This window comes from Modestobacter sp. Leaf380 (assembly GCF_001424485.1).
Classification (GTDB): Bacteria; Actinomycetota; Actinomycetes; order Mycobacteriales; family Geodermatophilaceae; genus Klenkia.
Window position 1 is genome coordinate 147,821 of the sequence record NZ_LMQC01000001.1, and the last position, 24,858, is coordinate 172,678.

Consider the following 24,858-nt stretch of genomic DNA (forward strand, 5'->3'; position numbering starts at 1 on the left):
TCGGACGCGCATCCACGCAGACGGTGCGCGCGCGGACCGGGCTCGGCCGGAGGTGGGCGGCATGGGCGCGCCGTGGAGGAACGAGTGCGCGCCGGTGCGCGCGGCCGGGGCCCAGCGGGACGGCGACCTGGAGCGGGCAGAGACCCGCAGCTGGCACAGACCCGCAGCTGACGAGCACCCGCCGCTGACGGGCACCCGGAGTTGACGAGGACCTGTGACCGGCGGCGGCCCCGGGGGTCTAACCGGCGACGGCGCGGCTGCCGGCCAGCGACACGGCGGCCTGGCCCAGCACGCGGTCCCCGCGCTCGGCGTCGGGGGCGTACAGCACGGCCGACTGTCCCGGGGCGACCCCGCGCTGCTGGTCGTGCAGCTCGATGCGCAGCCCGGCCGCCCCCTCGCGCGCCGACACGGTGCACGGCACCGACGCCCCGTGCGCCCGCAGCTGCACCACGGCGGGGAACGGCAGCTCGGGCACCGGTCCGGTCCAGGACGGCGTCCCGGTCAGCACCTCGTCGACGCCGGCCTGGTCGGCGGTCCCGATCGTCACCGTGCGGGAGACCGGCTCGATGCCCAGCACGTAGCGCGGCCGCTGGTCCCCCACCGTGACGCCCAGGCCCTTGCGCTGGCCGATCGTGAAGCCGTGGGTCCCCTGGTGCTCCCCCACCGTCGCGCCGGTCGCCGCGTCGACCACCGGTCCCGGTGCTGCGCCGAGCCGGCGGTCCAGGAAGCCGCGGGTGTCCCCGTCGGGGATGAAGCAGATGTCGTGGCTGTCGGGCTTGGTCGCGACCGCGTAGCCGCGCTCGGCGGCGATCTCCCGCACCCGCTCCTTGGTCATCTCCCCCAGCGGGAACAGGGCGCCGGCCAGCTGCCGCCGGGTGAGCACCCCGAGGACGTAGCTCTGGTCCTTGGCGGCGTCGACCGAGCGGCGCAGCTCGCCGTCGACGAGCCGGGCGTGGTGCCCGGTGACGACGGCGTCGAAGCCCAGCGCCTGCGCCCGGTCGAGGACCGCGGCGAACTTGATCTTCTCGTTGCAGCGCAGGCACGGGTTCGGCGTCCGGCCGGCGGCGTACTCGGCGACGAAGTCGTCGACGACGTCCTCGGCGAACCGGTCGGCCATGTCCCACACGTAGAACGGGATGCCCAGCTCGTCGGCGACCCGGCGGGCGTCGTCGGCGTCCTCGACGCTGCAGCACCCGCGCGAGCCGCTGCGCAGCTGCTGCCGGTGCTGGGACAGCGCCAGGTGCACGCCGGTCACGTCGTGCCCGGCCTCGACGGCGAGCGCCGCGGCGACGGCGGAGTCCACGCCGCCGCTCATGGCCGCGATGAGCCTCACGCCGACCGCCGTCCCAGGCCCGCCCGCCGGGCCCGCTCGACGACGGGCCCGACCACGTCGAGGACGGCGTCCACGTCGGCCTCGGTGGAGGTGTGGCCCAGGCTGAACCGCAGCGAGCTGCGGGCCCGGTCGGGCTCGGCGCCGGTGGCCAGCAGCACGTGGCTGGGCCGGGCGACCCCGGCCGAGCAGGCCGAGCCGGTCGAGCACTCGATGCCCTTGGCGTCCAGCAGCATCAGCAGCGCGTCGCCCTCGGCACCGGGGAAGGACAGGTGCGCGTTGCCCGGCAGCCGCCCCGGTCCCCCGGCGACGACGGCGTCCAGGGCGGGGCCGTTGAGCTGCACGTCGGGCACCCGGGCCACGACGCCGGCCACCAGCCGGTCGCGCAGCGCGGCGACCCGGGCGGTCCGCTCGACCCGGTCGGCGACGGCGCGCGTGGTCGCCACGGCGAGGCCGACGATGGCGGCGACGTCCAGGGTGCCCGAGCGCACGTCGCGCTCCTGGCCGCCGCCGTGCAGCAGCGGGGTGCACTCGGCGTCCCGGCGCAGCACCAGCAGCCCGGCACCCATCGGGCCGCCCAGCTTGTGGCCGGTCATGGTGAGGGCGTCCACGCCGCTGGCGGCGAAGTCCACCGGCACCTGACCGACCGCCTGCACCGCGTCGGTGTGCAGCGGCACCCCGACCGCGTGGGCGACGACCGCCAGCGACGCGAGGTCACTGACCGCGCCGATCTCGTTGTTGGCCCACATGACGCTGGCCACCGCGACGTCGGTGCCGTCGCCGAGGGCCTCGGCGAGCGCCTGCGTGGTGACCTCGCCGGTGGGTGAGACGTCGAGCCAGGTGACCTCGGCGCCGTCGTGCTCGACCAGCCACTCGACGCTGTCCAGGACGGCGTGGTGCTCGGCGGGGCTGACGACGATGCGGGTACGGCGCGGGTCGGCGTCCCGGCGGGCCCAGAAGAGGCCCTTGACGGCGAGGTTGTCGCTCTCGGTGCCCCCGCCGGTGAACAGCACCTCCGACGGCCGGGCCCCGAGGGCCTCGGCGAGCCGCTCGCGGGACTGCTCGGCGGTCCGGCGGGCGCCCCGGCCGCTGGCGTGCAGCGAGGAGGCGTTGCCGACCCGGGCCAGCTGCTCGGTCATCGCGGCGACGGCCTCGGGGATCATCGGCGTGGTGGCCGCGTGGTCGAGGTACGTCATGACGTCGCCAGGGTAGTCGCGCGCGGGGAGGACACCGTCGGGGCCGCGGCCCGGCCGGCGATGAGCGACCCGAGCAGCGCCAGGGCACTGAAGACGGCGATGGCGATCAGCAGCGCCGTGGTGAGCGACAGCACCCCGACGGCCGCTGCGGCGACGAGCACACCGCCGAGGCCCACGCACAGCGCGGAGCCGACGACGTCGGAGATCTGCAGGGACGCCGAGTCGGCTCCGCGGCGGTGCTCGGGCGACTGCTCGAGCAGCAGCACGCTGAGGCTGGGCATGCCCAGGCCCATCCCGAGGCCGGCCACCGCCCAGCTGAGGTAGGCGGTCCAGCCGCCGGTCCCGGGCAGCGCGGCGAACGCGGTGCCGGCGAGCCCGACCGCCAGCAGCACGAACCCGGCCTGCAGCAGTCGCACCCGGGACAGGTCGGGACGACGTCCGGACAGGGCCGAGGCCAGCGACCAGCCGATCGCTCCGGTGGTCAGCGGGATGCCCGCCGTGGTCGCGTCGAAGCCGTGCACCTCGGTGAGGGTCAGCGGCAGCAGGGTGTCGATCCCGAAGAAGGACCCGGCGAGCAGTCCGCGGGAGGCGACGACGGTGGGCATCCCGCGGCGCGCGAGCACCGTGCCGCGCGGCAGCAGCGGGCGCAGGCCGGCGGCCAGGGCCACGACCCCGACCACCGCGACACCGAGCGCGAGGAGGTCCAGCCGCTGCCCGGCGTACTGCAGGGCGCCGATGCCGACCCCGGCCAGCAGGGCCCACCAGCGCCGGGAGACCGGCGGGCGGGCCGTGCCGTCGGGGACGGCGAGCCGGGCGATGGAAGGCAGCACCAGCAGCAGGCCCACGGCGACCAGCGGCAGGATCCCCAGGAAGACCCAGCGCCACGACGTGTGGGTGGTGACCGCCCCGGCCACGAGCGGGCCGAAGAGCGCGGGCAGCACCCAGGCGGCCGCGAACGTCCCGAACAGCCGGGACCGCAGCGCCGCCTCGTAGGCCTGCCCGGCCACGACGTACAGCGACACCGTGATCAGCCCACCACCCAGGCCCTGGACCGCGCGGCCGCCGACGAAGAGCGCCATGTCGGCGGCGGTCCCGGAGGCGAGCAGGCCCAGGGAGAAGAAGCCGACGCCCCACAGCAGCGCGACCCGGGCACCGCGCCGGTCGCTGACGTCGCCGCCGAGCACCATGCCGACCACCTGGGCCACCAGGAACGCGGTGAACGGCCACGCGTACCAGGCCAGCCCGTCCAGCTCGCGGACGACGGTGGGCATCGCGGTGGAGACCGCCATCGACTCGAACGCGACGAAGGTGATGAGCACCAGCAGCCCGGCGGTGGTCAGCCGGTGGGTGCGGTCGAAGACGCCTGCCCCTCCGCCACTGCTCACCCGTCCGCCAACGCCGGGCCGGCCGCGCCTCTTCCCGGCAGCAGCGCCCGGACGGCGTCGACGGTGTCGGCGTCGGCGGCCTCCTTGTCCGGCCGGTACCGCAGCACGCGGGCGAAGCGCAGTGCGACGCCGCCGGGGTAGCGGGTGCTGCGCTGGACACCGTCGAGCTCGATCTCCACCACCAGCTCGGGTCGCAGGGCCACCACGCCGCGCTCCTCGGCGGTGACCAGCGCCGGGAAGGTGGCGGTCTGCCAGGCCAGCAGCTCGTCGGTCATCCCCTTGAACGTCTTGCCGACCATCACCGGCGGCCCGCCGTCGGGGTCGCGGGCGGCCAGGTGGATGTTGGACAGCGACCCGGTGCGCCGGCCGTACCCCCACTCGGCGCCGACGACGACCAGGTCCAGGGTGTGCACCGGTTTGACCTTGCGCCAGGCGCTCCCCCGCCGGCCGGCGGCGTACGGGCTGTCGAGGGTCTTGACCACGACGCCCTCGTGCCCGGCCGCCAGCGCTGCGGCGGAGAACGCCTCGGCCTGCGCGGGCGTCGGTGCGACGACGCCGGGCATCCGGTGGTCGGGTGCCACCCGGGCCAGCGCCTCCTGCCGGACGGTGAGCGGCTCGTCGACCAGGTCGGTGCCGTCGACGTGCAGGCAGTCGAAGAAGAACGGCCGCAACACCAGCTCGGAGGTGTCCGCGCCGAACCGGGCCGCGGTCTCCTGGAAGGGGCGCGGCCGGCCGTCGTCGGTCAGCGCCAGGGTCTCCCCGTCCAGCACCAGCCGGGTCGCCGGGAACGACCGGACCACGGCGACCAGCTCGGGCACCCGGGCGGTGACCTCCTTGAGCGTGCGGGTCCACACCCGCACCTCGTCACCGTCGCGGTGCACCTGGATGCGGGCGCCGTCCATCTTCTGCTCGACGACGACCTCGCCGTCCCCGAGCGCGTCGGCCAGGGACTCCGCAGGTGAGGCCAGCATCGGGCGCAGCGGCCGGCCGACCTCCAGCCGGACCGCCTCCAGCGCCGGCACTCCCCCGGTCAGGGCCAGCTCCGCGACCGCGGACAGCTCACCGGACAGGAAGAACGCCCGCCGGACCACGGCCGCCGGGGCCTCCGCCGCAGCCGCGACCGCGTCCAGGACGACGCCCTCCAGCGCACCGTGCCGCAGCTCGCCACCCAGCAGCCGCAGCAGGAAGGACTGCTCGTCGGCGGTGGCCGCACCCAGCAGCTCCCCCAGCAGCGCCGCGCGACGGGCGGTGGAGCCGGTGCCGGACACCCCGGCCAGGGCGTCCAGGGCCTGCTCGACGTCGGTCACCGTGAGCGCGGGCGCCGCCGCCGGGGGCGCGTCGACCGCGGACAGCGTCCGCCAGCCGGCGCCGAGCCGGCCCTGCCGCGGGGCGCCGGACAGCCAGGCGGTGACCGGCCCGACCTCGTCGGGGGACGCGGTCTGCAGCAGGGCGGCGACGGTGGAGCTCTTCGCCGTCCGGGCGCGGGTGGCGCCGACCTGGGTGGAGGCGGTGACGACGTCGGCGAGGAGCACGGTTCATCCTCACGCGCGGGCAGGCGAGCCGCCCGTCGTCGTCAGCGCAGGGTCCTCCCACGCGAGAGTCCGCCCTCCCCCACGAGCGCTCGTGGGGAGGACGGACTCCCGGTGGCGTGCTGGGACGGCCCCCTCGCAGGGCCCCGACCCGCGCGGAGCGTGGGCCGGGGGGCGAGGGGGTCCTCTTCCTACTTGCGGGCGGTGATCTGCTCCGTCGCCGCGGGGACGACGGTGTTCAGGTCGCCCACGACGCCGAAGTCGGCGAGCTCGAAGATCGGCGCCTCGGTGTCCTTGTTGACCGCGACGATGGTCTTCGAGGTCTGCATGCCGGCCCGGTGCTGGATGGCACCGGAGATGCCGACCGCCACGTAGAGCTGCGGGGACACCGTCTTGCCGGTCTGGCCGACCTGGAAGGTGTGCGGGTAGAAGCCGGAGTCCACCGCGGCGCGCGAGGCGCCGACGGCGGCACCGAGGGAGTCCGCGAGGCCCTCGATGACGGCGAAGTTCTCCGCCGAGGCCACGCCACGACCACCGGAGACCACGATGGAGGCCTCGGTGAGCTCGGGGCGGGAGGACTTCTGCTCCACGACCCGGTCCAGCACCCTGGTCTGCTTGGCGGCCTCGGACACCGAGACGGTGACCTGCTCCTCGGTGGCCGCACCGGCGGAGGCCTCGGGGGTGACCGAGTTGCCGCGCAGGGTGTAGATCGGGGTGCCGGTGGTGACCTTCGAGTGCACGATCGTCGCGCCGGCGAAGGCCACCTGGGTGGCGGTGCCGTCGGCGGCGATGTCGGTGACGTCGGTCAGGAACCCGGAGCCGGTCTTGATCGCCAGGCGGCCGGCGATCTCCTTGCCCTCGGGGGTGGAGGGGATGACCACGGCGGCCGGGGACTTCTCGGCGACCAGCTGGGCCAGCACCTCGGCCTTGGGGGCGACGAGGTAGGCGTCGATGTCCTCGGACTCACCGACGTACACCTTCTGCGCGCCGTACTCGGCGAGGGTGTCCTTCACGGTCGCGGCGGTGCCGGGGGCACCGAGCACGACCGCGGAGGGCTCACCCAGGACGCGGGCGGCGGTGAGCGCCTCCAGCGTGGTCTTGCGGACGCCGGAGCCGTCGGGGGCGACCTCGACCAGGACCAGTACTTCAGCCATGTCTGCTGTTCTCCTCAGGGGCGGTGGTGGTCGGGGCCGTCAGACGATCTTCTGGCTGGCCAGGTAGCCGACCAGCTTCTCGGCGCCGTCGCCCTCGTCGGTGACCTTGACGCCGGCGCCCTTGGGCGGGCGACCCGCGAAGTCGAGCACCTGGCTGGTCGCGCTGGCCAGGCCCACGGTGGCGGGGTCGAGGCCCAGGTCGGCCAGGGTCTTGGTCTCCACCGGCTTCTTCTTGGCGGCCATGATCCCCTTGAAGGAGGGGTAGCGGGGCTCGTTGATGGTGTCCCAGGTGGACACGATCGCCGGGGTCTGGGCCTCGAGGGCCCAGAAACCGCCGTCGGTCTGCCGCTCGACGTGCAGCGTGGTGCCCTCGACGGTGAGCTTGCGGGCACCGGACAGGTGCGGGACGCCCAGGCGCTCGGACAGCAGCGCGGGCATCACCGAGACCTGGCCGTCGGTGGACTCGGCACCGCAGATGACCAGGTCGTACTCCAGCTGGGACAGCGCCGCGGCGATGACCGCCGAGGTCTGCACGGCGCAGGAGCCGTGGATGGCGTCGTCGGTGACGTGGACGGCCTTGTCCGCGCCCATCGACAGCGCCTTGCGGATGGCGTCGGTGGCGCCGGCGGGGCCGACGGTCAGCACGGTGACCTCGCCGCCCTGCGACTCCTTGACCGTCAGCGCCTCCTCGATGGCGTACTCGTCCATCTCGTTGATGACGTTGTCCGCGCTGGCGCGGGCGACGGTGTTGTCCGAGCTGTCCAGCGCACGCTCGCTGCCGGAGTCGGGGACCTGCTTCACAAGAACGACGATGTTCATCGCACCTCCGCGGGGGCGTTCGGGGTGGGCGCGGGCGCACGGGGTGCGCCTGCTCTGGCTCCGATGATGGACGTTACTCGTCGGTAACGTGAGGGCGGCAGCTCAGGTGCCGGTGACCCCGGTCACGACCAGGCGCCGGTTGCCGCGAAGTGCTCCAGCACCGCGGTGTGCGGGGCCAGGTCCATCCCCTGCGCGGCGATCCAGTCGTCGGAGTAGTAGGTGTCGGCGTACCGCTCGCCGCCGTCGCACAGCAGGGTGACGACGCTGCCCGTGCGGCCGGCCGCGACCAGCTCGGCGACGAGCTGGAAGGCCCCCCACAGGTTGGTCCCGGTGGACCCGCCGGCCCGACGGCCGGTCGCACGCTCCAGGTGCCGCATCGCGGCCAGCGACGCGGCGTCGGGCACGCAGAACATGCGGTCCACGATCGTCGGGACGAACGAGGGCTCCACCCGGGGGCGGCCGATGCCCTCGATCCGGGACGGTCGGCCGACCGCGGCCGGGTCGCCGTCCCGCCAGCCGGGGAAGAACGCCGAGCCCTCCGGGTCGACGACAGCCAGCCGGGTGGGCAGCCGGCGGTAGCGCAGGTACCGGCCGATGGTGGCGCTGGTGCCCCCGGTGCCGGCCCCGACGACGACCCACTCGGGCACCGGGTGCTCCTCGGCGGCCAGCTGCTCGAAGACCGACTCGGCGATGTTGTTGTTGCCCCGCCAGTCGGTGGCCCGCTCGGCGTGGGTGAACTGGTCCAGGTAGTGCCCGCCGGTCTCCGCGGCGATCCGGCGGGCCTCGTCGTAGACCGTGCCGGGGTCGGCCACCAGGTGGCAGCGGCCGCCGTGGAACTCGATGAGCGCGATCTTCTCCGGGCTGGTGGTGGCCGGCATGACCGCGACGAAGGGCAGGCCCAGCATCCGGGCGAAGTAGGCCTCGCTGACCGCCGTCGAGCCCGAGGACGCCTCGACGACCGTGCTCCCCCGGCAGATCCAGCCCGAGCACAGCGCGTGCAGGAACAGCGATCGGGCCAGCCGGTGCTTGAGGCTGCCGGTCGGGTGCGTCGACTCGTCCTTGAGATACAGCTGGACGCCCCACTCCGGGGGCAGCGGGTAGACCAGCAGGTGGGTGTCGGCGCTGCGCCGGGCGTCGGCCTCGACCAGCGCCACCGCCCGCTCCAGCCAGGCCCGGCCGTCGTCGTCACAGCGGTCGAGGTGGGCGGGACGGTCCAGGGGTGCGCTCACCCGCCCATCCTCACAGCCGGCGTGCTCAGCGACCGGTGAAGGTGGCCTTCCCCGGACCCTCGGCCAGGAAGGAGGCCATCCCGGTCTTCTGGTCCTCGGTGTCGAAGAGCCCGGCGAACAGCTGGGACTCCAACCGCAGCCCGTGGTCCAGCGTCCCGTCCAGGCCCTCGTCGATCGCCCGCTTGGCCGCGGCCAGCGCCAACGGCGGGCCGGCGGCGAACTTGCGGGCCATCGCCACGGCGGTCGGGTAGACGTCGGCGTCGGGGACGACGGCATCGGCCATGCCCAGCTCGAGCGCCTCCTCGGCACCCACGTGCCGGCCGGTGAACACGATGTCCTTGGCCTTCGCCGGGCCCACCAGCCGGGCCAGCCGCTGGGTGCCGCCGGCACCGGGGATGACGCCCAGCAGGATCTCGGGCTGGCCGATCTTCGCGCCCTGGCCCATCACCCGGAAGTCCGCGCACAGCGCCAGCTCGTAGCCACCGCCCAGCGCGTAGCCGGTGATCGCCGCGACCACCGGCTTGGGGATGCGGGCCACCTCGGTGAAGGAGGCGGTGAGCTCGCGGCCCCAGGCCACCATCGAGGAGCCGGTCAGCTGCGCCATGGCCTTGATGTCGGCGCCGGCGGCGAAGACCCGCTCACCGCCGTAGAGCACCACGGCCCGGACGTCGTCGCGGCGGGCGGCCTCCTGGGCGGCGGTGCGGACCTCCCAGTGCAGCTGCTCGTCGATCGCGTTCATCTTGCCGCGGTCCAGGCGGATGGTGCCCACGCCGTCCTCGACCTGCAGCGTCACGAACTCCGGCTCGGCCATGGGTGCTCCTCGGGTGGGGACGACGTCGTCCCCCCGACCCTAGGCAGGGCAGGCCCCGCCCACACCCGGGGCCCCCTCCGGGGGAGGGCCTCACCTGTTGGCGAGTGGGTGGGGGTCGGGCGCGGGATGTCTGGCAGCCGCGGCCCGAGACCACCCACACGGTGCCGGCGCCATCAGCACCCCGAAGGTCGACCAGCGGCCCGGCGGTCCACCCCGCGCAGTCGCCGCAGGGTCACGCCTCGGGACGGTCCGCGCGCCGGGCCGTGAACCGCCCGCGCACCCGGCCCAGGGCCAACGGCAGCCCGAAGGTCTCGCTCAGCCGCTCCGCGGTGACGACCTCCTCGATCGGTCCGGCCGCGACCACGCCCCCGGCGCGCAGCAGCAGCGCGTGCGTGTAGCCGGGCGGGATCTCCTCGACGTGGTGGGTGACCAGCACCTGGGCCGGGGCGTGGTCGTCGCGGGCCAGGTCGGTCAGCCTGGTCACCAGGTCCTCCCGGCCACCCAGGTCCAGCCCGGCGCCGGGCTCGTCGAGCAGCAGCAGCTCCGGGTCGGTCATCAGCGCCCGGGCGATCTGGGCGCGCTTGCGCTCGCCCTCGCTGAGGGTGCCGAACTGCCGGGAGGCGTAGGGCGCCACGCCCCACTGCTCCATCAGCAGGGCGGCCCGGGTCAGGTCGTGCACGTCGTACCGCTCGCGCCACCGGCCGACCACGGCGTACCCGGCGGAGACGACGACGTCCCCGACCCGCTCGGTGGGGCTGATCCGCTGGGCCAGCGAGGCGCTGGTCAGCCCGATGCGCGGACGCAGCTCGAACACGTCGACGGCACCGAGGGTCTCCCCCAGCAGCGTCACCTCCCCGCGGGTGGGGTGCATCTGCGCCGACAGCAGCTGCATGAGCGTGGTCTTGCCGGCGCCGTTGGGCCCCAGCAGCACCCAGCGCTGGTCGGCCGACACCGTCCAGTCGACCCCGCGCAGCAGGTACGACTCCCCCCGGACGACGTCGACACCGCGGACCCGGACGACCTCTTCGGCTGACACGCCCCCCATCCAACCAACCCCCGCGGGCGGGCCCCGGCACCCGCGTCCCGGTCGCGCGCCCCCGGCTCGGGCACGATGCCTGCGTGACCGATCGCGCGGGCGTCCCGCAGACCGAGGTGTGGCCGGGCAGTCCGGCGCCGCTGGGCGCCCACTGGGACGGCACCGGCACCAACTTCGCGCTCTGGTCGGCGGGTGCCTCGGCGGTCGACCTGTGCCTGTTCGACCCCGACGGCACCGAGCACCGGCACCGGCTGCGCGAGTCCACCCACCAGGTCTGGCACGGCCGGCTGCCCGGCGTCGCGCCCGGCCAGCGCTACGGCTACCGGGTGCACGGCGGCTACGACCCCGCCTCGGGTGCCCGCTACAACCCGGCGAAGCTGCTGCTGGACCCCTACGCCCGCGCGGTCGACGGCGAGCTGACCCTGGACCCCTCGCTGTTCGGCTACGCCGACGGCCACCCCGACGCCGCCTGGGCCGACCAGCGGGACTCGGCCGCCGCCGTCCCGCGCGGGGTGGTCATCCACGACTCGTTCCCGTGGGACGGCGACCACCACCCGCGCACCGCCTGGTCGGACACCGTCATCTACGAGGTGCACGTCAAGGGCGCGACCATGACCCACCCCGACGTCCCCCCGGCGCTGCGCGGCACCTACGCGGGCCTGGCGCACCCGGCCTTCGTGGAGCACCTGGTGTCCCTCGGGGTCACTGCCGTCGAGCTGCTGCCGGTGCACCACTTCGTCTCCGAGCCGCACCTGCTGCGCCGCGGGCTGACCAACTACTGGGGCTACAACACCCTGGGCTACTTCGCCCCGCACGCCGCCTACTCCTCCGCCGGCACCGCCGGCCAGCAGGTCACCGAGTTCAAGGCGATGGTCAAGGCGATGCACGCCGCGGGCATCGAGGTCGTGCTCGACGTGGTCTACAACCACACCGCCGAGGGCGACCACACCGGGCCGACGCTGTCGTTCAAGGGCATCGACAACGCCGGCTACTACCGCCTGCAGGGTGGCGACGGCGCCCGGTACACCGACTACACCGGCTGCGGGAACACCCTGGACGTCCGCCGTCCGCAGGTGCTCGCGCTGCTGATGGACTCGCTGCGCTACTGGGTCACCGAGATGCACGTCGACGGCTTCCGCTTCGACCTGGCCTCCGCGCTGGCCCGCTCGATGCACGACGTGGACCGGCTGTCGGCGTTCTTCGACGTCGTCCACCAGGACCCGGTGGTGTCCCAGGTGAAGCTGATCGCCGAGCCCTGGGACGTCGGCGAGGGCGGCTACCAGGTCGGCAACTTCCCGCCGCTGTGGACCGAGTGGAACGGCAAGTACCGCGACACGGTCCGCGACGTGTGGTCCGGGGCGCACGTCGGGGTCCGCGACCTGGCCTACCGGCTCACCGGGTCCTCGGACCTCTACCGCTCCGACGGCCGCAAGCCCGTTGCCTCGGTCAACTTCGTCACCGCGCACGACGGGTTCACCCTGCGCGACCTCTACACCTACGAGGTCAAGCGCAACGACGCCAACGGCGAGGAGGGCCGGGACGGCGAGAGCCACAACCGCGGCTGGAACGCCGGTGTGGAGGGGCCCAGCGACGACCCCGCCGTGACCGGGGCGCGGCAGCGGCAGGTGCGCAACGTGCTGGCCACGCTGCTGCTGTCCACCGGCGTCCCGATGCTCACCGCCGGCGACGAGTCCGGGCGCACCCAGGGCGGCAACAACAACGCCTACTGCCAGGACAACGAGGTCTCCTGGCTGGACTGGGGCTCGATGGACGCCGACCTGTGGACCTTCGTGTCCCGGCTGGTGGCGCTGCGCAAGGCCTCCCCCGTGCTGCGCCAGGAGGCCTTCTTCGACGGCCACGAGGTGCCCGGCACCGGCGGCACCCGGGACCTGGCCTGGTTCGCCCCCGGCGGCGGGCAGCTGACCACCACCGACTGGTTCGACGCCGGCCTGCAGACCATCGGCATGTACCTCGACGGCCGCGGCATCCGGCACCGCGACGAGCGCGGCCGCCCGGTCACCGACGACTCCTGGCTGGTCTGGCTGCACGCCGGCCCCGACCCGGTGACCGTGCACCTGCCCGGCCCGCCGTGGGGCGACGGCTACGAGTTCGTCGTCTCCACCGAGTACGCCACCGGCGCCCCGCCCCGACCGGCCGTCGTGGGGCCCGGGCCGATCACGATGCCGGGGCGCTGCGTGTGGGCGCTGCGCGTCCTGCGGCGCCCGTGACCGGGGCCGTGGTGGTCCGCGCCGGGGACCGCGAGCAGGTCGCGGCCGCCGGCGTGCAGCACCTCTTCGCACTCACCGGGGACGCCAGCGGGGGGCGGCTGGGCGTCGAGGAGTTCCTCGTCCCGCCGGCGACGGTGGGCGCTCGACCGCACGTGCACACCGCGCACGACGAGTGCTTCCTGGTGCTGGCCGGCACGCTGACCGTGCAGACCGACGACGGGGACGTCGAGCTGGCGCCGGGAGACCTGGCCTGGGCCCCGCGGGGTGCGCTGCACGGCTTCGCCAACACCACCGACACCGAGGTGCGGGCGCTGTGCCTCTACACCCCGGCCGGGTACGAGCAGTACTTCCGCGACGTGCACGCCGCCGAGGCCGAGCACGGGCCGGCCACCCCGGAGCTGCTCGCGCAGCTGCGGGCCCGGTACGCGACCCACAGCCCCGGCTAAGCTCGGCCGCCGGCGAGCCTCAGCAGCAGCGTTCGTGCGCGTGGGCCGCCGCGACGTCGGTGCGGTGCCGCTCGAACTCCCGGCGGGTCATCGGCGTGCGGCCCTGGGCGGCGCAGAGCTCGACGTGCCGGTCCCACCGGTCCTCCCCGGTCAGGGCGCGCAGGTACCACCGCACCGCGGCGGCACCCCGGGACAGCCGGGCGATGACCGCGCTCACCGGCTGCTGCCCGCCTTCTCGCGGTCCAGCCGATCGCGCTCGGCGGCCAGCAGGGCCCGCTCCTCCGCGGTCGGGAACAGCCCCGCGGGCTCGACGATCCGGGAGGGCTCGGCCGGCGCCTCCGTCGTCGGCAGGCCACCGGCACGCACCGCACGGACGACGACCAGCACGCCGTTGGCGACCACGACCAGGGTCAGCAGGGCGAAGACCGACTGCAGCACACCGTTGACCGTGGAGTTGGTGACCACCTGCTGCATCGCCGAGGCGTCGACGGCCGGGGCCAGCACCTCCCCGCGGTCCAGGGCATCGGCGTACCGGGCGCGCTGGGCGAAGTAGCCCACCGCCGGGTCGGCGGAGAAGACCTTCTGGAACGACGCGGTCATGGTGACGACGAGGACCCAGACCAGCGGCACGCCGGTGACCCAGGCGTGGCGCAGCTTGCCGTGCTTGACCAGCAGCACCGTGCACAGCGTCAGCGCGATGGCCGCCAGCAGCTGGTTGGCGATGCCGAACAACGGGAAGAGCTGGTTGATCCCGCCCAGCGGGTCGGTGACGCCGATGTAGAGGATGCCGCCCCAGGCCCCGACGACGACCGCGGAGGCGATCCAGCTCGCCGGCCACCAGGTCAGGTCCCCGAACTTCTTCCACACGTTGCCCACGGTGTCCTGCAGCATGAAGCGGCCCACCCGGGTGCCGGCATCCACCGCGGTGAGGATGAACAGCGCCTCGAACATGATCGCGAAGTGGTACCAGAAGGCCTGCAGCCCGCCGCCGAACGCGGTCTCGAAGATCTCGGAGATGCCGTAGGCCAGGGTCGGCGCCCCACCGGTGCGGGAGACCAGGGTGGCCTCCTCGATGGTGTCGGCCGCCGCCTGCAGCTCCGCCGGGGAGATGCTGAAGCCGAGGTTGGCCACGAACGTCGAGGCCCCCTCGACGGTCGCGCCGGTGGCCCCGGCAGGGGCGTTGATCGAGAAGTAGAGCGCCGGGTCCAGGACGCAGGCCGCGATCAGCGCGCTGATCGCGACGAAGGACTCCATCAGCATGCCGCCGTAGCCGATCACCCGGACCTGGCTCTCCTTGGCCAGCATCTTCGGCGTCGTCCCGCTGGAGATCAGCGCGTGGAAGCCCGACAGCGCGCCACAGGCGATGGTGATGAAGACGAAGGGGAACAGCGACCCGGCGAAGACCGGGCCGTTCCCGGCGAGGGCGAAGCTGCTCACCGCGTCGTTGCGCAGCACCGGCATCGCGATGACCAGCGAGACCGCCAGCAGCACGATCACGCCGATCTTCATGAACGTGGACAGGTAGTCCCGCGGGGTCAGCAGCAGCCACACGGGCAGCACCGAGGCCACGAACCCGTAGACCACCAGGGCCAGGACCAGGGTCGTCTTGTCCAGGGTCAGCGCGTCACCCAGCGGGGTGCCGTCGACCATGCCGCCGCCGATGATGGCGGCCAGCAGCAGCACCACGCCGATCAGGCTGGCCTCCAGCACCCGGCCCGGCCGCAGCACCCGCAGGTAGACGCCCATGAAGAGCGCGATGGGGATGGTCAGGGCGATGGAGAAGACGCCCCAGGGGGACTCGGCCAGGGCGTTGACGACGATCAGCGCCAGCACCGCCAGGATCAGGATCATGATGGCGAAGACCGCGATGAGGGCCGCGATGCCGCCGACGACGCCGATCTCGGCGCGGATCATCTGGCCCAGGCTCTGGCCGTTGCGGCGCATCGAGAAGAACAGCACGACCATGTCCTGGACCGCGCCGGCCAGCAGGACGCCGACGATGATCCACACGGTGCCCGGCAGGTAGCCCATCTGGGCGGCCAGCACCGGCCCGACCAGCGGTCCGGCCCCGGCGATGGCGGCGAAGTGGTGGCCGAAGAGCACCCGGCGGTCGGTGACCTCGAAGTCCCGGCCGTTCTCCAGGCGCTCGGCGGGCGTGGCCCGGTGGTCGTCGACCTGCAGCACCCGGCGGGCGATGAACCGGGAGTAGAAGCGGTAGCCGATCGCGTAGCTGGACAGCGCCGCGAAGAGGATCCACAGCGCGCTGACCGACTCCCCCCGGGAGAGCGCCAGCACGCTCCAGCAGACCGCGCCGACGACGGCGACGGCCGACCACACCAGCACGGTGCGCAGCGAGGGGCGCCGTCGCCCCGTCGTGGGTGGGGACGAGGGGCCGGTCGCTGTCTGCTGGCTCACATCGGGACCCTAGCCCGCCGCACAGCCCTCACACAGCGACCGGCCCGACTACTCCGCGGACTGCTCGAAGGTGATGACGGTCCAGCCCAGCAGCAGCCGGTCCCCGTCGGACAGCGCGTGCGGGACGCCGGGCTCGAGCTGGGTCCACTCGGTGGCCTCGGGGCCGGCGACGTGGGTGCCGTTCAATGACCCCAGGTCCACCAGCGAGACCTCGCGGCCGGCGCGCTGGATGGCGGCGTGCGAGGAGGACAGCACGTTCTGGGTGTCCGCGATCGGCACCGGGACCGCCGTGCCGGAGGTGACCAGCTCGTGGCCGTCGGGGCGGCGGCCCAGCACCAGGTCGTTGTCGACGGTGACGACCATGCCGTCGTCGAAGCGCAGAACCGGGGCGGCCGGCGGGTCGGGCTGCCAGAAGGCGGTCTGCTCGCCGGCCTGCGCGGGGGGCTGGGCGGCGACGGGCCCGGACACCGGGGCGGCGGAGGGCGCACTGAACCCGGAGTCCGAGGAGGCGGTGAACCGCTCGGCCGGCGGGGCGCTGGGGGCGGCCGGCGGCACGGCCACCGACGGCGGGGTCGCCGCGGTGAGGGTCAGGGTGGCGCCGCTGCCGGGGACGGTGCCCGCGGTCAGGTCGAACGCGACGCCCGGGGGCACCGGAGAGGGCGCGGAGCCCGGGCCGACGTACAGGCTGGAGCCCAGCGAGAAGCCGGTGGCCAGGCTGCAGCCGTCCACCGGGCGGCCGGAGACCGGCACGCCGTCCACGGCCGGCTGGCCCTTGCCCGCCCACAGCGCGACACCGGAGCCGGAGCCGTCGGCGGTGTCGGCGAGCACCAGGGCGAAGGAGGCACCGGAGTCCGCCAGGGCGGACACCTGGGCGGCGACGGCGGTCAGCACGCGGTCGGCGCCGGGGCCGGAGACCCCCAGGCAGGCGTGCAGCGTGGCGACGAGCGCCGGCGAACCGGGGGCGTCGACCCACAGCAGTCCACCGTCGCGACGGGCGACGACGTTGTCTCCGGGGAGTACCTCACAGCGGTCGGGCATGACGGTCACAGTAGTGACGGAGGGCCGCCGAACCCGGCGGACGGCGCCAGCCACGCCGGACAGTGACCACCGACATGTCCTCGTGGTCACCAGGAGTCACTGCTGTCTCACGGTCTGGTCGTCCGGGGGCCCGTTCGTCTCACCCTCCCCGGCGCTCCCCGAGGCAGGTGGACGATCGACCCCCCGGACGTCCAGACCGGGTCGACCGGGGTCAGGCGTTGGTGACGACGCCCAGCTCGGCCTGGTCGGCGAGGTGGTCCGAGGCCGGCAGCACCCGCACCGTGTAGCCGAAGGCCCCGGTGCGCTCCAGCGGCACGGTGGCGGTGAACCAGTGCCGGGACCCCTCGGTCGCCTCGTGGGCCATCGCCACCGTGGTGACCTCGTGCAGCCCGTCGGCGTCGTCCACCCGGCCGTAGGCGGCCTGCACGCCGACGTCGGAGGGCTGCAGCCCCGGCAGCTCCACCTCGGCCCGTAGGTCGATGGTGGACCCGATCTCGGGGGTGTCCCCCACCCCGGTGGCCTCGACGTGGGCCACCCGGATGCCCGACCAGTTGGCCAGCAGGTGCTGGCGCCAGGCGGCCTGCTCGCGAGCCACCGCGTAGCCCCGCTCGGCCAGCGCACGGCTGCTGTGCGCGGCGGGCACGTACAGCTGCTGCACGTAGTCGGCGACCATCCGGCTGGCCAGCACCCTGGGGCCGAGGTCGGCGAGCGTGTGCCTGACCATCTCGACCCAGCGGGTGGGCACGCCGTCCCGGTCGGTCTCGTAGAACCGGGGCAGCACCTGGCGGTCCAGCAGGTCGTAGATGGCGTGGGCCTCGACGTCGTCGCGGCGGTCGGGGTCCTCGACGCCGTCGGCTGTGGGGATCGCCCAGCCGTTCTGGCCGTCGAACCACTCGTCCCACCAGCCGTCCTTGATCGACAGGTTCAGCCCGCCGTTGAGCGCGGACTTCATGCCCGAGGTGCCGCAGGCCTCCAGCGGCCGCAGCGGGTTGTTCAGCCACACGTCGCAGCCCCAGTACAGGTGGCGGGCCATCCCGATGTCGTAGCCGGGCAGGAAGGCGATCCGGTGCCGGACCTCCGGGTCGTCGGCGAACGCCACCATCTGCTGGATGAGCCGCTTGCCGCCGTCGTCGGCGGGGTGGCTCTTGCCGGCGATGACCAGCTGGATCGGCCGCTCGGGGTCCAGCAGCAGCGCCTTGAGCCGGGCGGGGTCGCGCAGCATCAGGGTGAGCCGCTTGTAGGAGGGCACCCGGCGGGCGAAGCCGATGGTCAGCACGTCGGGGTCGAAGACCTGGTCGGTCCAGCCCACCTCGGCCTCCGAGGACCCCCGCGACAGGGCGGTCTCCCGCACCCGGCGGCGGACCTCCTCGACCAGCCGCCCCCGCAGCAGCCGACGGGTGGCCCACAGGTCGCCGGCGTCGATGCGGTCCACCCCGTCGAACCGGACCGGGCCGTCGACGTCGGTCGGGTCGCCCTGGCTGGAGGACTGGGTGCCCAGCTCGACCAGCTCGCGGGCGGTCCACGTCGGGGCGTGGACGCCGTTGGTGATCGAGGAGATCGGCACGTCGTCGGCGTCGAAGCCGGGCCACAGGTCCCCGAACATGCCCCGGCTGACCTGGCCGTGCAGCTCGCTGACGCCGTTGGCCCGCTGCCCCAGCCGCAGGCCCATGTGCGCCATGTTGAACTTGCTGGGGTCCTCCTCGGCGCCCAGCGGCAGCAGCTGGTCCACCGGGACGCCGAAGCCGGCGAAGTAGCGCTCGATCAACGCCCGCGGGAACCGGTCGATGCCCGCCGGGACCGGGGTGTGGGTGGTGAACACGGTGCCGCCGCGGACCGCCTGGAGCGCCTCGGCGAAGGACAGCCCGTGGGACTCGGTGAGCTCGCGGATCCGCTCGACGCCCTGGAAGCCGGCGTGGCCCTCGTTGGCGTGGAAGACCTCGGGCTGGGGGGTGCCGGTGAGCTGGCACCACGCGCGCACCGCCCGGACCCCGCCGATGCCCAGCAGCATCTCCTGGCGCAGCCGGTGGTCCTCGCCGCCGCCGTAGAGCCGGTCGGTGACCCCACGCTCGGCCGGGGCGTTCTCCTCGATGTCGCTGTCCAGCAGCAGCAGGGAGACCCGGCCGACCTGGGCCCGCCAGACGTGGGCGTGCAGCGTGCGGCCCTCGGGCAGCGGGACGGTGATGACCACCGCGGCTCCGTCGGCGTCGCGCAGCAGCTTCACCGGCAGCCCGTGCGGGTCCAGCGCGGGGTAGTGCTCGAGCTGCCAGCCGTCGGCCGACAGGCCCTGGGAGAAGTAGCCGGCCCGGTAGAGCAGCCCGACCCCGATCAGCGGCACACCGAGGTCGGAGGCGGCCTTGAGGTGGTCCCCGGCCAGGATGCCCAGGCCGCCGGAGTACTGCGGCAGCACCTCGGTGATGCCGAACTCGGCGGAGAAGTAGGCGATCGAGGCGGGCGGGGCCCCGGGCAGCGACTGGTACCAGTGCGGGGCGTCCAGGTACTCCTGCAGGTCGTCGCTGACGTCGGTCAGCCGGCGCAGGAACCGGCGGTCGCCGGCCAGCGTGGCCAGGCGTTCGGCGGACACCTCGCCCAGCACCCGGACCGGGTCGCTGCCGCAGCTCTGCCAGAGCTGTGGGTCCAGCGCCTCGAAGAGGTCGCGCGTCTCGGGGTGCCAGGACCACCGCAGGTTCATGACCAGCGAGGACAGCGGGGACAGCGCCTCGGGGAGCGAGGCTCGGACGGTGAGTCTGCGGAGGGCACGCACCTCCCCGACCCTAGCGGCCGACGCGCGCCCGGGCGGCCCGGGAGGAGGGCTGGGTCACACCGGGGGCGCCGGTCGGCGGGCTGTGACGCCTCCCTCCCGCGCCGATGTGCCCGGCGGCGCGGACGTCGATAGCGTGGCCGGGTGACTGGCCGCGCTGACCTCCGTCTGGGCATCACCGATGTCGCTCCCGTCGTCTCCTGTGGGTCGTTCTCGGCCCGCGCCGTGGTGGGTGAGAGCCTGCCGATCTCCGCCACCGTCTTCCGCGAGGGCCACGACGCCGTCGCGGCCAACGTCGTCTGGAACCCCCCGGCCACCCCGGGCAGGCGGGCCACCCGCCCGCCACTGGTCCGGATGGAGCCCGCCGGGCCCGAGCCCGACGTCTGGGCGGCAACCGTCGTCCCCGACCGGGAGGGCCTGTGGACCTTCCAGATCGAGGCCTGGGACGACCCGATCAGCACCTGGCACCACGCCGTCGAGGTCAAGGTCGAGGCCGGCCAGGGGGCCGGCGAGCTGGCCAACGACCTCGAGGAGGGGGCCCGCCTGCTGGACGCCGTCGCCAAGACCGCGCCGCGGGAGCACCGCGCCGCCCTCACCCAGGCCGCGGTCGCGCTGCGCGACGAGACCCTCGAGCTCACCGCCCGGCTCACCCCGGCCCTGACGCCGTCCCTGCAGGACCTGATGCACGCCCACCCGGTCCGCCGGCTGGTCACCCGCTCACCGCGCTACGAGGTGTGGGTCGACCGGGTCACCGCGCTCTACGGCTCCTGGTACGAGTTCTTCCCCCGCTCGGAGGGCCCCGTCGTCGACGGCAAGCCCACCCACGGCACGTTCGCCGACGCCGCGAAGCGGTTGCCGGCCATCGCCGACATGGGCTTCGACGTCGTCTACCTGCCCCCGATCCACCCGATCGGCACGGTCAACCGCAAGGGCAAGAACAACACCCTGGTGACCGAGGAGGGCGACGTCGGCTCACCGTGGGCGATCGGCAGCGCCGACGGGGGCCACGACGCCGTGCACCCGGAGCTGGGCACGATGGCCGACTTCGAGGCCTTCGTCGCCCGCACCCGCGAGCTGGGCATGGAGGTCGCGCTGGACTTCGCCCTGCAGGCCGCCCCGGACCACCCGTGGGTCACCGAGCACCCGGAGTTCTTCACCACCAAGCCCGACGGCACGATCGCCTACGCGGAGAACCCGCCGAAGAAGTACCAGGACATCTACCCGATCAACTTCGACAACGACCCGGCCGGCATCTACGCCGAGGCGCTGCGGGTGCTGCGGGTGTGGATCGCCGCGGGCGTGAAGGTGTTCCGGGTCGACAACCCGCACACCAAGGCGCTGAACTTCTGGCACTGGCTGATCTGGGAGGTCAAGAAGACCGACCCGGACGTGCTCTTCCTGGCCGAGGCGTTCACCCGGCCGGCGATGATGCACCAGCTGGCCCGGGTCGGCTTCACCCAGAGCTACAGCTACTTCACCTGGCGGACCCAGAAGGGCGAGATCGAGGACTACGGCCGCGACCTGGCCTCGACCGCGCACTACATGCGGCCGAACTTCTTCGTGAACACCCCGGACATCCTGCACGCGTCGCTGCAGTTCGGTGGCCCGCCGATGTTCAAGATCCGCGCCGTGCTGGCCTCGATGATGAGCCCGACCTGGGGCGTCTACTCCGGCTTCGAGCTCTACGAGCACGTCGCGCTCAAGCCCGGCAGCGAGGAGTACCTGGACACCGAGAAGTTCCAGCTGCGTCCCCGCGACTACGCCGCCGCCGAGGCCGCCGGCCGCTCCCTGGCGCCCTACCTGACCATGCTGAACCGGGTCCGCCGCGAGCACCCGGCGCTGCAGCAGCTGCGCACGCTGCACTTCCACCCGATCGACAACGACCAGCTGCTGGTGTTCTCCAAGACCGACCCGGCCTCGCAGGACACCGTGCTCGTCGTCCTCACGCTGTCCAGCCACCACACCCAGATCGGGACGACGGCGCTGGACATGGCCGCCCTGGGCATGGACTGGTCGGACCGGTTCACCGTCACCGACCAGGTCACCGGCGCCGCCTACGAGTGGGGCCAGTTCAACTACGTCGAGCTGGACCCCTACCGCGAGCCCGCCCACGTCTTCACGGTCCGCCGGCACACCCCGCCGTCCTGACCCCGCCGTCCTGACCGGGGCGCACCTGATCGGGCCCTCCCGACCGGCGACCCCCTCCCCCGACACACCTCCAGCCCACGAGAGTCGAGGACCGACCTCCCCATGACCGTGCCCGTCCCCAACGCCGCCCGCCCCGGGCTGCCCGCCCCCGGCGCCGACCCGGAGTGGTACAAGCGCGCCGTCTTCTACGAGGTGCTCGTCCGCGGGTTCGCGGACAGCAACGCCGACGGCATCGGCGACCTCCGCGGGATGATCGGCAAGCTGGACTACCTGCAGTGGCTCGGCGTCGACTGCATCTGGCTGCCGCCCTTCTTCGCCTCCCCGCTGCGCGACGGCGGCTACGACGTCGCCGACTACACCGCGGTGCTGCCCGAGTTCGGCGACATCGACGACTTCACCGAGCTCGTCGCCCAGGCCCACAGCCGGGGCATGCGCGTGATCATCGACTTCGTCATGAACCACACCTCGGACCAGCACCCCTGGTTCCAGGCCAGCCGCAACGACCCCGAGGGGCCCTACGGCGACTTCTACGTGTGGAGCGACGACGACACGACGTACTCCGACGCGCGGATCATCTTCGTCGACACCGAGGTCTCCAACTGGACCTTCGACCCGGTCCGCAAGCAGTACTTCTGGCACCGCTTCTTCTCCCACCAGCCCGACCTCAACTTCGAGAACCCCGCAGTGCGCGAGGCGATCATCGACGCGCTGCGGTTCTGGCTGGACCTGGGCATCGACGGCTTCCGCCTGGACGCCGTGCCCTACCTCTTCGAGGAGGAGGGCACCAACTGCGAGAACCTCCCCAAGACCCACGAGTTCCTCAAGCACGTCCGCCGGGTGGTCGACGCCGAGTACCCCGACCGCGTGATGCTGTGCGAGGCCAACCAGTGGCCGGCCGACGTCGTCGAGTACTTCGGCGAGGACGGCGACGAGTGCCAGATGGCCTTCCACTTCCCGGTCATGCCGCGGCTGTTCATGGCCGTGCGCCGGGAACAGCGCTTCCCGATCTCGGAGATCATGGCGCAGACGCCGGCCATCCCGGACAACTGCCAGTGGGGCATCTTCCTGCGCAACCACGACGAGCTGACCCTGGAGATGGTCACCGACGAGGAGCGCGACTACATGTGGGGCGAGTACGCCCAGGACCCCCGGATGAAGGCCAACATCGGCATCCGGCGCCGGCTCGCCCCGCTGCTGGACAACGACCTGGACACCCTCGAGCTGTTCACCGCGCTGCTGCTGTCGCTGCCCGGCTCGCCGGTCATGTACTACGGCGACGAGATCGGCATGGGCGACAACATCTGGCTCGGTGACCGGGACGGCGTCCGCACCCCGATGCAGTGGAGCCCCGACCGCAACGGCGGGTTCTCCACCGCCGACCCGCAGCGGATGCACCTGCCGCTGGTCGCCGACCCGGTGTACGGCTACCAGGTCACCAACGTCGAGGGCCAGCTGCGCAACTCCAACTCGCTGCTGCACTGGACCCGCACGCTGATCTCGGTGCGCAAGGAGCACCCGACCTTCGGCGTCGGGAGCTTCACCGAGATCGGCTCGCGCAACCCCACCGTGCTGTCCTTCGTCCGCGAGTTCGGCGACGACGTGGTGCTGTGCGTGAACAACCTGTCCCGGTTCCCGCAGCCGGTGGAGCTGGACCTTCGCCGCTTCGAGGGGTGCGTGCCGGTGGAGCTCACCGGCCGGGTGGAGTTCCCCGCGATCGGCGTCCTGCCCTACATGCTCACCCTGGCCGGGCACGGCTTCTACTGGTTCGAGCTCTCCAAGCCCGCGGCGCCGGAGACCGACGAGGACGACGAGGCCTGGGAGACCGCGACCAGCTCCTCGGTCGCCCAGTCCCTGATGGCCGCCGGCATCGTCGGCTCCGCCGAGGACGCCCCCGGCGGCAGCGGCGGACTGGGACTCGAGGGCACCACCGACCACACCGGAGGCACCCGATGACCGCGCTGACCGACCTGCTCGCCGAGTGGATGCCGCACCAGCGCTGGTTCGGCGGCAAGGGCCGCGAGTGGGCCGGCATCTCCGAGGACGGCTTCTTCCTGGACGAGTCGACACCGGCACTGTCGGTGCACCGGGTCCGAGTGGCCTACACCGACGGGGCGACCGAGACCTACCTGGTCCCGCTATCCTGGCGGGACACCCCGGTCGACGAGCTCACACCGGTGTTCGTGGGCGCGATCGCCGGGGCCACCGGGGAGAGCTACGCCTACGACGCGATGCGCGACCGGGACGCCACCCTGCCGTGGCTGACCCACCTGGTCGCGGCCTCCACCGTGGGGCCGATGCACTTCCACCCGGCCGGGGTCGCCTACATCCCCGAGGGACTGCCCGGGGACGTGATCTCCACCGAGCAGTCCAACACCTCACTGGTCTACGGCGAGACGGCGATCCTCAAGCTCTTCCGCCGACTGGAGCCCGGGCTCAACCCCGACGTCGAGGTGCACGACGCGCTGCGGACGACGGAGAACCCTCACATCGCCCCGCTGCTGGGCCACATCGAGATCGACGACCCCGAACCCGGCGTCCCCCCGGCCACCGTCGCGATGCTGCAGGCGTTCGTGCCCAACGCCAGTGACGGCTGGCGGTTGGCCACCTCCTCCGTCCGCGACCTCTACGCCGAGGGGGACCTGCACGCCGACGAGGTGGGCGGGGACTTCGCCGGGGAGAGCGAGCGGCTGGGCGAGGCCACCGCGCTGGTGCACCGCGACCTGGCGGCGGTGCTGCCCAGCCAGCCGGCCGCGGCCGGCTGGTACGCCGAGGTGGCCACCCAGCTGACCGCCCGGCTGGAGGCGGCGACGGCGATCGTGCCCGAGCTGGCCGAGCACGGGGACGGTCTGCGGGCCCTCTACGCCTCGATCGCGGACGCCACCGAGCCGGTGGCCCTGCAGCGGGTGCACGGGGACCTGCACCTGGGCCAGGTGCTGCGCACCACGCAGGGCTGGATCGTGCTGGACTTCGAGGGCGAGCCGGCCCGCGCGCTGGCCGCCCGCCGGGAGCTGGACTCCCCGCTGCGCGACGTGGCGGGGATGCTGCGCTCCTTCGACTACGCCGCCCGGCACATGCTGGTCGAGCAGCCCGACGACCCGCAGCGCGCCTACCGGGCCCAGGAGTGGGCCGAGCGCAACCGCACCGCCTTCTGTGCCGGGTACGCCGCGGCCAGCGGCACCGACCAGGGCGGGGACTCCCCGCTGCTGCGGGCATTCGAGGCGGACAAGGCGGTGTACGAGTGCGTCTACGAGGCGCGCAACCGGCCGCACTGGCTGATGATCCCGCTGACCTCGCTGTCCCGACTGGCCGCCGGCAGCTGAGCCGCCCCACCCCCAT

General features: G+C 73.6%; 18 protein-coding genes. 5 read left to right on the forward strand and 13 right to left on the reverse strand.

Annotated elements, in window-relative coordinates:
- Positions 1–238: 238 nt before the first annotated feature.
- The 9 genes from mnmA to ASG41_RS00735 all read right to left on the reverse strand — a co-directional run bounded on the left by mnmA (position 239) and on the right by ASG41_RS00735 (position 10,498).
- Positions 239–1,333 (reverse strand): tRNA 2-thiouridine(34) synthase MnmA, encoded by a 1,095-nt coding sequence (mnmA, locus tag ASG41_RS00695; RefSeq protein ID WP_056288321.1) that lies wholly within the window; start codon positions 1,331–1,333, stop codon positions 239–241.
- A complete protein-coding gene (locus ASG41_RS00700; RefSeq protein WP_056288325.1) occupies positions 1,330–2,526 on the reverse strand; it encodes a cysteine desulfurase family protein in 1,197 nt (398 codons plus the stop codon). Before ASG41_RS00700 ends, mnmA begins: the two co-directional genes overlap by 4 nt.
- The gene (locus ASG41_RS00705) at positions 2,523–3,911 is read right to left on the reverse strand and encodes an MFS transporter (protein WP_056288327.1); all 1,389 of its coding nucleotides are present in this window, start codon (positions 3,909–3,911) and stop codon (positions 2,523–2,525) included. The genes ASG41_RS00700 and ASG41_RS00705 overlap by 4 nt, the downstream gene beginning before the upstream one ends.
- Positions 3,908–5,443 (reverse strand): ATP-dependent DNA ligase, encoded by a 1,536-nt coding sequence (locus tag ASG41_RS00710; protein WP_056288329.1) that lies wholly within the window; start codon positions 5,441–5,443, stop codon positions 3,908–3,910. Before ASG41_RS00710 ends, ASG41_RS00705 begins: the two co-directional genes overlap by 4 nt.
- Before the next feature lie 188 nt (positions 5,444–5,631).
- A complete protein-coding gene (locus tag ASG41_RS00715; RefSeq protein WP_056288332.1) occupies positions 5,632–6,594 on the reverse strand; it encodes an electron transfer flavoprotein subunit alpha/FixB family protein in 963 nt (320 codons plus the stop codon).
- 39 nt (positions 6,595–6,633) lie between these two features.
- Positions 6,634–7,413 (reverse strand): electron transfer flavoprotein subunit beta/FixA family protein, encoded by a 780-nt coding sequence (locus tag ASG41_RS00720; protein ID WP_056288335.1) that lies wholly within the window; start codon positions 7,411–7,413, stop codon positions 6,634–6,636.
- A gap of 122 nt (positions 7,414–7,535) precedes the next feature.
- Positions 7,536–8,642, reverse strand: a complete 1,107-nt coding sequence (locus tag ASG41_RS00725; protein ID WP_235564285.1) for a PLP-dependent cysteine synthase family protein — start codon at positions 8,640–8,642, stop codon at positions 7,536–7,538.
- 25 nt (positions 8,643–8,667) lie between these two features.
- Positions 8,668–9,453 carry an enoyl-CoA hydratase/isomerase family protein gene (locus ASG41_RS00730; RefSeq protein WP_056288338.1) on the reverse strand — a complete coding sequence of 262 codons (786 nt, stop codon included), beginning with the start codon at positions 9,451–9,453 and terminating at the stop codon, positions 8,668–8,670.
- Positions 9,454–9,685: 232 nt separating this feature from the next.
- Complete coding sequence (locus ASG41_RS00735; protein ID WP_056288341.1) at positions 9,686–10,498, reverse strand: ABC transporter ATP-binding protein; 813 nt, start codon at positions 10,496–10,498, stop codon at positions 9,686–9,688.
- A 74-nt stretch (positions 10,499–10,572) separates the two neighbouring features.
- On the opposite strand from ASG41_RS00735, the gene glgX reads away from it, so the two are divergent.
- Complete coding sequence (gene glgX, locus ASG41_RS00740) at positions 10,573–12,717, forward strand: glycogen debranching protein GlgX (protein ID WP_056288344.1); 2,145 nt, start codon at positions 10,573–10,575, stop codon at positions 12,715–12,717.
- Positions 12,714–13,163 carry a cupin domain-containing protein gene (locus ASG41_RS00745; protein ID WP_056288347.1) on the forward strand — a complete coding sequence of 150 codons (450 nt, stop codon included), beginning with the start codon at positions 12,714–12,716 and terminating at the stop codon, positions 13,161–13,163. Before glgX ends, ASG41_RS00745 begins: the two co-directional genes overlap by 4 nt.
- Before the next feature lie 19 nt (positions 13,164–13,182).
- Here the strand turns inward: ASG41_RS00745 and ASG41_RS00750 are convergent, their stop codons facing one another.
- From ASG41_RS00750 to glgP, 4 genes are all read right to left on the reverse strand, one after another.
- The gene (locus ASG41_RS00750; RefSeq protein WP_056288352.1) at positions 13,183–13,380 is read right to left on the reverse strand and encodes a YbdD/YjiX family protein; all 198 of its coding nucleotides are present in this window, start codon (positions 13,378–13,380) and stop codon (positions 13,183–13,185) included.
- Positions 13,377–15,578 (reverse strand): carbon starvation CstA family protein, encoded by a 2,202-nt coding sequence (locus ASG41_RS00755; RefSeq protein ID WP_056288355.1) that lies wholly within the window; start codon positions 15,576–15,578, stop codon positions 13,377–13,379. The genes ASG41_RS00750 and ASG41_RS00755 overlap by 4 nt, the downstream gene beginning before the upstream one ends.
- Positions 15,579–15,626: 48 nt before the next feature.
- Positions 15,627–16,616: an FHA domain-containing protein gene (locus ASG41_RS00760; RefSeq protein WP_056289994.1), complete on the reverse strand. Its 990-nt coding sequence runs from the start codon at positions 16,614–16,616 to the stop codon at positions 15,627–15,629.
- Positions 16,617–16,827: 211 nt separating this feature from the next.
- Positions 16,828–19,377: an alpha-glucan family phosphorylase gene (gene glgP, locus ASG41_RS00765; protein WP_056288359.1), complete on the reverse strand. Its 2,550-nt coding sequence runs from the start codon at positions 19,375–19,377 to the stop codon at positions 16,828–16,830.
- Positions 19,378–19,518: 141 nt separating this feature from the next.
- On the opposite strand from glgP, the gene ASG41_RS00770 reads away from it, so the two are divergent.
- The 3 genes from ASG41_RS00770 (at position 19,519) to ASG41_RS00780 (ending at position 24,842) form a co-directional block, all read left to right on the forward strand.
- A complete protein-coding gene (locus ASG41_RS00770) occupies positions 19,519–21,522 on the forward strand; it encodes an alpha-1,4-glucan--maltose-1-phosphate maltosyltransferase (protein ID WP_056288363.1) in 2,004 nt (667 codons plus the stop codon).
- 102 nt (positions 21,523–21,624) lie between these two features.
- Complete coding sequence (treS, locus tag ASG41_RS00775; protein ID WP_056288366.1) at positions 21,625–23,475, forward strand: maltose alpha-D-glucosyltransferase; 1,851 nt, start codon at positions 21,625–21,627, stop codon at positions 23,473–23,475.
- Positions 23,472–24,842, forward strand: coding sequence for a hypothetical protein (locus ASG41_RS00780; protein ID WP_056288370.1), 1,371 nt, complete (start codon positions 23,472–23,474; stop codon positions 24,840–24,842). Before treS ends, ASG41_RS00780 begins: the two co-directional genes overlap by 4 nt.
- Positions 24,843–24,858 lie beyond the last annotated feature (16 nt).

Coding starts and splice junctions, on each gene's coding strand:
- ASG41_RS00700 (WP_056288325.1), bottom strand. CDS start 2,526: ATGACGTACCTCGACCACGCGGCCACCACGCCGATGATCCCCGAGGCC.
- ASG41_RS00715 (WP_056288332.1), bottom strand. CDS start 6,594: ATGGCTGAAGTACTGGTCCTGGTCGAGGTCGCCCCCGACGGCTCCGGC.
- ASG41_RS00720 (WP_056288335.1), bottom strand. CDS start 7,413: ATGAACATCGTCGTTCTTGTGAAGCAGGTCCCCGACTCCGGCAGCGAG.
- ASG41_RS00730 (WP_056288338.1), bottom strand. CDS start 9,453: ATGGCCGAGCCGGAGTTCGTGACGCTGCAGGTCGAGGACGGCGTGGGC.
- ASG41_RS00735 (WP_056288341.1), bottom strand. CDS start 10,498: ATGGGGGGCGTGTCAGCCGAAGAGGTCGTCCGGGTCCGCGGTGTCGAC.
- ASG41_RS00760 (WP_056289994.1), bottom strand. CDS start 16,616: ATGCCCGACCGCTGTGAGGTACTCCCCGGAGACAACGTCGTCGCCCGT.
- treS (WP_056288366.1), top strand. CDS start 21,625: ATGACCGTGCCCGTCCCCAACGCCGCCCGCCCCGGGCTGCCCGCCCCC.
- ASG41_RS00780 (WP_056288370.1), top strand. CDS start 23,472: ATGACCGCGCTGACCGACCTGCTCGCCGAGTGGATGCCGCACCAGCGC.